This is a genomic window from Martelella sp. FLE1502 (genome assembly GCF_053484255.1).
The window spans coordinates 61294-67989 of the sequence record NZ_JBAKFQ010000026.1 but is presented as its reverse complement, the minus strand read 5'-3'; the positions used below and the strand labels follow the sequence as shown (position 1 = coordinate 67989).

7 protein-coding genes are annotated in these 6696 nt (G+C 58.0%); 4 read left to right on the top strand and 3 right to left on the bottom strand.

What is annotated here, in order from left to right; translation table 11 throughout:
• Nucleotides 1-113: 113 nt before the first annotated feature.
• Nucleotides 114-1136 carry an alpha/beta hydrolase family protein gene (locus tag V6767_RS18540; protein WP_448474812.1) on the bottom strand — a complete coding sequence of 341 codons (1023 nt, stop codon included), beginning with the start codon at nucleotides 1134-1136 and terminating at the stop codon, nucleotides 114-116.
• Between the two features lie 155 nt (nucleotides 1137-1291).
• On the opposite strand from V6767_RS18540, the gene V6767_RS18535 reads away from it, so the two are divergent.
• On the top strand, nucleotides 1292-2266 hold the full coding sequence (locus tag V6767_RS18535; RefSeq protein ID WP_448474811.1) for a helix-turn-helix domain-containing protein: 975 nt from the start codon (nucleotides 1292-1294) through the stop codon (nucleotides 2264-2266).
• 260 nt (nucleotides 2267-2526) lie between these two features.
• Here V6767_RS18535 and V6767_RS18530 read toward each other — a convergent pair whose 3' ends face one another.
• Both V6767_RS18530 and V6767_RS18525 read right to left on the bottom strand, forming a co-directional pair.
• Complete coding sequence (locus tag V6767_RS18530) at nucleotides 2527-3060, bottom strand: methylated-DNA--[protein]-cysteine S-methyltransferase (RefSeq protein WP_448474810.1); 534 nt, start codon at nucleotides 3058-3060, stop codon at nucleotides 2527-2529.
• Nucleotides 3057-3617 carry a bifunctional transcriptional activator/DNA repair enzyme AdaA gene (locus V6767_RS18525; RefSeq protein WP_448474809.1) on the bottom strand — a complete coding sequence of 187 codons (561 nt, stop codon included), beginning with the start codon at nucleotides 3615-3617 and terminating at the stop codon, nucleotides 3057-3059. Before V6767_RS18525 ends, V6767_RS18530 begins: the two co-directional genes overlap by 4 nt.
• A gap of 203 nt (nucleotides 3618-3820) precedes the next feature.
• Between V6767_RS18525 and V6767_RS18520 the strand changes: the two genes are divergently transcribed.
• The 3 genes from V6767_RS18520 to V6767_RS18510 are packed head-to-tail and all read left to right on the top strand — an operon-like array spanning nucleotide 3821 to nucleotide 6650.
• Complete coding sequence (locus V6767_RS18520) at nucleotides 3821-4204, top strand: GtrA family protein (protein ID WP_448474808.1); 384 nt, start codon at nucleotides 3821-3823, stop codon at nucleotides 4202-4204.
• A 6-nt stretch (nucleotides 4205-4210) separates the two neighbouring features.
• Nucleotides 4211-5179, top strand: coding sequence for a glycosyltransferase family 2 protein (locus V6767_RS18515; RefSeq protein WP_448474807.1), 969 nt, complete (start codon nucleotides 4211-4213; stop codon nucleotides 5177-5179).
• Nucleotides 5166-6650: a glucosyltransferase domain-containing protein gene (locus tag V6767_RS18510; RefSeq protein ID WP_448474806.1), complete on the top strand. Its 1485-nt coding sequence runs from the start codon at nucleotides 5166-5168 to the stop codon at nucleotides 6648-6650. Before V6767_RS18515 ends, V6767_RS18510 begins: the two co-directional genes overlap by 14 nt.
• Nucleotides 6651-6696 lie beyond the last annotated feature (46 nt).

Below are 6696 nucleotides of genomic sequence, written 5' to 3'. Positions count from 1 at the left end.
GGAACTACTTCAAATCAACAGCATGCGTTGCAGACTAATCGCCCGATGCTCTAGAGCGTCCTTTGTGCATCCGAATGGATGCAAGGCGCTCTAGGCGTAGCGGGCCGGAGCCATCAAAGCCCGACCGACGCGGCAACCGCCTCGATGATCCGCCGATGGACATCCGCCCGGTCAGCCCCCTCGGGGTCGTCGCACACCGGGTCATCCTGTTCTTCAGCCAGAAGAGCAGCGCCGTTTTGCGTGCATTCGGCCAGAAAGGTGAAGTGATGCGCAGGCGCGATGACAACGCGCTCTCCGTCCGGCAGGCGCGCGACAAAATTGCTGCCGGCTTCAGAAACATCCGTTGCCCGCATGAGGTTTTCCTCGCCAAGATTGATCACCAAAACCGGAAGTTCCGCAGCATCGATACTTTCCTGCGTTGCCGCATAGGTGAAACCGGGATCGATGGAGATGGCGCGGCTGACCCGTTCGTCACGGGCATCTGCCGAGAACCCGTCAGGCAGACGGTCAAGATCGAGATTGCCCTTGGACATGAAGATGCAGTCGAGCTGTTCCGGGTTCACGCCGCAATAGTCAGCGAAAGCGGCAGCATCGAACCTCAGGCCGGCGAGATTGAGCGCCGTACCCCCGCCCAGCGAAAATCCGATTGCGGTCACGTCCGACAGGTCGACATGCGATCCCAGAACCGGATCAGCCAGCAGGATATCGAGCGCGGCCGAAAGATCACCGGCGCGCCGGTCCAGAAAGGCAGAGGCACGCGGAGAGGAATCGCCCGTCGTACTGCCCGGATGATTGACCGCCAGCACCATGGCCCCGCGTTCGGCGAGTGCGGCCATCAGCCAGGCGCTGTTGTCCATATTGCCGCCGGAACCATGAGAGAAGAGAAACAGCGGAAATCTGCCATCGGCAATGCGCGCGCCCATCAGACCGGATGTGCCCTCGAAGACAGCGTTGCCGCCGACAATGCCGCGATAGCTCCTTGTTTTTGCAGGGTACCAGAGCGTTGCCGACAGCAGAGTGGGTCGCTCAACGCTTTCAACGGCCAGGCGCTCATAGCCCGGCAACAGGGTCTCGGCGGCAAGGACGGGAATAGCGAATGTCAGGACAGACAGAAAAGAGAGAAGAAGACGTTTCATCGGGGACACCTTTCAATGTGTTTGAGACGGTTTCTTCTTTCGCTTTCTGGCGTAAACAGCGTCCTGTTTCCGGTTTGAGGTCGCCGGAAACAGGTTTTTGCACTATTGCGGGCCGATAGATGAGGGATGATGTCATGCTGGTTCTACCGGTTCCGATGGTCACCGCACTGGTGCTGGGCTTTATGGTTTTGCGTATGCTTGCAGGCGAAAAGCGACCGCTCGCGATCGCCGTTTTTCTGTCGGCATGCGCGCTTCAGGGGTTCATCGTCGCGCTGGTGCAATATTACGGCGTAGCTCTTCTTCAGCCAGTGCAGCCGGTGACAGCCAGCGTCGTGCCCGTCTGCGGCTGGCTCGCATTCCGTTCCTCCTTCATCGAACCGATACGCCCGGGACGGGATTTCATCCATCTGTCCGCTCCCGCCTTCACCCTGTTTTGCATGCTATTCGCGCCGGTAACGGTGGATGCAATCATTCCGCTGGTGTTTCTTGCCTACGGCGCACGGATCCTGTTGACGCTGAGATCTGGCGGCGACGCCCTGCCGCTCGCCCGGCTGGAAGCCGGCCGCCAACCGCAATGGCTGTGGGCGGGCATTGCCGCAAGTCTCGTGCTCTCGGCCATCAGCGATACACTGATTGCCACTGTCATTCTTGCCGGTTCGCCTGCGCTCAAGCCACTGATCGTCAGCATCTTCACCTCGGCGGCACTTCTGGCTGCAGGCCTTCTCAGCCTTTCGCCGAATGCCTTCGGAGAAGGCGATCAAAAGGAAACGCCGCGCGCCAAACCGCCCGAAACCACAGAGGCGGATACGGAAATCATGGCGCGTCTCGATGCGCTGCTCGCTTCAGAAACAGTGTATCTCGACCCGGCGCTGACGCTCTCGCGGCTTGCACGCAGGCTCAAAATGCCCGCCAAGACCCTCTCGGCCGCCGTCAATCGCGCCACCGGCGACAATGTTTCACGTTACATCAACCGCTACCGCATCATACATGCCTGCGACCGCTTGAAGGCGGGTGACAACGTGACAGCGGCCATGCTTGCAAGCGGCTTCAACACGAAATCGAATTTCAATCGCGAATTCGCCCGTGTCACCGGGAAAAGCCCCACGGCGTGGCTGAAGAAAGAAGCCTAGGTCGTTCCACTTATACCAAGAGTCAATGATTAGGACCCATATGACCGGAGCGATTTTGAAAGTCGGCTAGGCGAAAGCCGCAGTCGTAGCCATAGCTACGGCGAGGATTTTCAACGACGCGGGCTTTCAAAAGCGCCCGGCCCCGAAGGGGTGCGGCTGGAATGGCCACCGAGGGCGTCAAAATCCTCGCGCGATGCTCCTGCATCGCTCTGCGGTATTTTCCTACTCGGATGACCATTCCAGCGCGCATCATATGAGTTCTAATCATTGACTCTTGGTATTAACCCCGCGAACAGGTCCGCCTGCGGCGGCTCCTCCCACGCGTTTTCGAGCTTCAGCAGGAATTTCTTGGTCGGCAACCCGCCGCCGAAGCCGGTGAGCGCGCCGTTGGCGCCGATCACGCGGTGGCAGGGCAGCAGGATCGGCAGCGGATTATTGCCATTGGCGGTGCCCACCGCGCGGCTGGCGTTCGGATCGCCCAATGCCTTCGCGATCGCGCCGTAGGTCGTGGTCTCGCCATAGGGGATCGTCGCCAGATAGTCCCACACCCGGTTCTGAAAGCCGCTTCCCGACAGGTGATAGGCAAGGTCGAACTGCTTCAACTCGCCAGCGAAATAAGCGTCAAGCTGACGCCGCGCTTCCGCGAACGGCGCATCATAGCGCTGCCAGTCCGGCCATGGGCCGAAGGCCTTGTGGCCGGTCGGAAACGAGATGAAATGCAGCCGGTTGCCATCGCCCGCGACCAGCAGAGCGCCCACCGGGCTGTCGATATAGGTATAGAACAACCCGCTCATCGCGCCGGCCTCCGGATCGCCGTCGGCGGCCGTCCATAAAGCCTCGCAAACGCGGCATTGAAGCGCCGGACGCTGCCGAAGCCGGCGCGCGCCGCCACCTCCGCGACCGGCAGCGAAGTCTCGTCCAGAAGCCGCTTCGCCCGGCCTATTCTCAACGTCTGCGCCGTCTGCAATGGCGAGGCACCGACATGAACCGCAAAAAGCCGCGACAGATGCCGCGCGCCGACGCCGAGGCGTGCGGCAAGGTCCTCCACCGAGCCATCGTCCAGCGCACCCTCGCCGATCAGCTTCAGCGCCCGTTCGACCGTGGTGCGCGTGCCGTTCCAGGCCGGTGAAAACGGCGCGGTCTCCGGCCGGCAGCGCAGGCATGGCCGGTATCCGGCCCGCTCACAGGCGGCCGCCGTCGGGAAGTAGCTGACATTCTTCGCCAAAGGCTGTTTCACCGGGCAGACCGGCCGACAATAGATCATCGTCGTGCGAACAGCGGTAAAGAACCTGCCGTCATACCCCGGATCACGCGCCTGCCGCGCCGCCTCGCATGTGTCAAAATCCAACATGGCCAGATTTTAGCAGCGGCTGGGCGGCGAGGCGAGCACGTTGTCATTATGAGGTCCGAAAACGACCGGTGTGTCACTGCCATCGACCACATCATAATAGAAAGCTGAAATCGGCGCGCGCTCCATGCATACTTGCGGCGGTTCAAACAATCGTGTCAAAAGACACCCGAAACAGAAACTGTCATCACCATAGCGGAGCGGGCGTGACTGAGTGGTTGAAAGGCAATGCGGCACGGCCTATCCGTTTTGCAGGCGTCGGCGGCGTGGCCACATTGGTGCACATGGGAACGGCCGCCTTGCTGCTCTGGATATTTCCGGCGCTACCGGCGGCTTTCGTCAATCTCCTCGCCTTCATGGTCGCTTTCCTTGTGTCCTTTTACGGACATCGGCATCTGACTTTTTACACCCGAGGCAGGATGCACCGGTTTCTGATTGTCGCGCTTTGCGGCTTCGCGCTCAACAATGTCATACTCTATGTTGCTCTGGCCTCCTCGATACCCAAGCTCATTGCAATCATAATTGCGACGGCATGTGTCCCGGTCGTTACTTATCTGGCCTCAGCGCTTTGGGCCTTCAGGGAAAAATAGGAAATCATGGCAGAAACCAAGACACGTCCGTACCTCACCCTCATCGTCCCGGTCATGAATGAAGAAACGTCCATCGAGCCGTTTCTGAAGGCAGTTAACGACAAGCTGTCTGGCCTCCCTGCAGATCTGGAGATTCTGTTTGTGGATGACGGATCGACGGACAACACCCGTGCGGCCATCCAAAACGCGGCGAAAAATGACGAGCGGTTGCGCTATCTCAGACTATCGCGCAATTTCGGAAAGGAAGCCGCTCTGACGGCCGGCCTTGACCATGCCAAAGGTGACGCCGTCATACCGATCGACGTGGACCTTCAGGACCCTCCCGAATTGATTCACGATTTCTTGCGCCTTTGGCTGGATGGATTCGATACGGTTTATGCGCTTCGCAGAACGCGCCACGAGGACGGCAAGCGAAAACGTCTGTCTGCTGGCATGTTCTACCGCACTTTCAACCGCATATCAGCCACCCAGATACCGCCGAATGCCGGTGACTACCGCCTTATGAGCCGACGCGTGGTCGAGGCGATCAGACAGATGCCCGAACGCAACCGTTTCATGAAGGGCATGTTTGCCTGGCCTGGCTACCCCTCAACCGGCATAGAATATGACCGTCCGGCGCGACATGCCGGCGAGACGAAATGGAACTACTGGAAGCTGTGGAACTTCGCGATCGACGGGCTTACGAGTTTTTCCACCTGGCCGTTAAGGATCTGGTCCTACATAGGCGTACTGATTGCTCTGCTCAGCCTTATCTATATGACCCTCATCATCCTTCGAACGCTCATTTTCGGGGTCGACTGGCCAGGCTATGCGTCAATCATGTCGGCGGTTCTGTTCTTTGGTTCGATACAGCTGATATCCATTGGCATACTGGGCGAATATCTGGGCCGACTTTATCTCGAAGCGAAGTCGAGACCTGTTTATCTGCTTGAAGAAACGGAAGCCCCCTTGGGATCGCGCGATGCTGACGTTTAACAGCGATTTCAAAAAGAGCTTCCTTTTCGCGCTGGGTCTGGGGCTCGCCTATATTGCGCCGGTTGTTTTCTCTGTCGGCTATTATCTTGATGATCTGGGCCGCTCGCTTTGGGGTTACACTCTCTGGGGCAGCAATGCCCGCCCCCTTGCAGACCTGGTGATGACGGTTTTGAATTTCGGCAAGCCGCTTCAGGACATCTCGCCGATTCCTCAGATACTGGCTATTGCGGCGCTGGCATTTACCATTGCCGCTGCCTGCGCGAGATTCCTGCCCGGTCGACCATTCCTTGGCGCTCTGGCATTTTCGCCGCTGATCATAAGTCCGTTCTTTCTGGAAAACCTCTCATACAAATACGACGCACTGCCCATGGCGCTCGCCGTCGCCTGCGCGACGCTTCCGTTCACATACAATATCGATCGTCTGCCGCTCCGGTTCCTGACGATGGGCGGGTCCCTGCTCATGGCGCTTTGCCTGTATCAGCCGGCGATCAACATATATGTGTGTTTCGCCATTCTTTCCTTCCTGTTCTTTGTCTACAGGCAAGAACGCCGAGAGGCCTTCATATTCCTCGGATTGTCGATTTCTGGCTTGTTGATAGCATACGCGATTTACGCGATTGTGATCGTTCCTCTGACTTTGGATGGCGTTTACAGCCAGGCGCACGCAACCATCGTTTCGGGAAGTTTCGCACATATTTCCAGCATTGTTGCTCGCAACTTCGGGTGGGCCGGAACGCTGGTCTGGAAGCTTTATGACGGCGCCTTTCTCTATATCGTTCTCCCGTTCATGGCAGCCTATCTGTTTTTGAATTACCGGCTCGCCTTCAGGCGTACGGAGGGAAGCATCTATCTGGACCTTGGGGTTTTCATCATATTGCTGCTGTCCCCGGCCGCGCTTCTTCTCAGCATTGCGGGTCCAACGCTCCTGCTGGAAAGTCCGATTTTCGACCCGCGGGTTCTGGTCGGCCATTCCGCGGTGCTTGCGACTTTTTTTGTCGCCACTCTCTGGCTCATCCCCAAGAAGCTTGATGGCCTGAAATATGCGATCGTCGTGCCGTTAGTGTTCGCGTTCATATTCGACTATACCTACGCCAATGCCATGGCCGCCCAGAACCGTTTTGAGCGCATGATCGTAACCTCAATGGTCGAAGACATCGTGTCTGATGATATGCGTGGTGCACAATATCTGACATTTTACGGGACCATGCCCACGGCGCCGGAAACCCAACTCGCCGAGCACAAATTTCCGCTCATTGGGAACCTCAACCAAATTCCGTTCCGCGGCAACTGGTATTGGGGATATGTCAAGATGAAGCATTTCGGGATCCAGCTGGAGCATGATCACTTGACGGAGGAGGAAGTCGTTTCAACCGCCTGCTCTGCGGAGCATGAAAAGCAGGGCCTTTTCCACACGCTCTACAGGAACGGGGAAAACCTGATCATTTCCTTCCAGCCGATTGCCTGCGACTGAGAAGACTGTTCCCTTTTCATTCTCATCCGATGCGCTATATCATCGG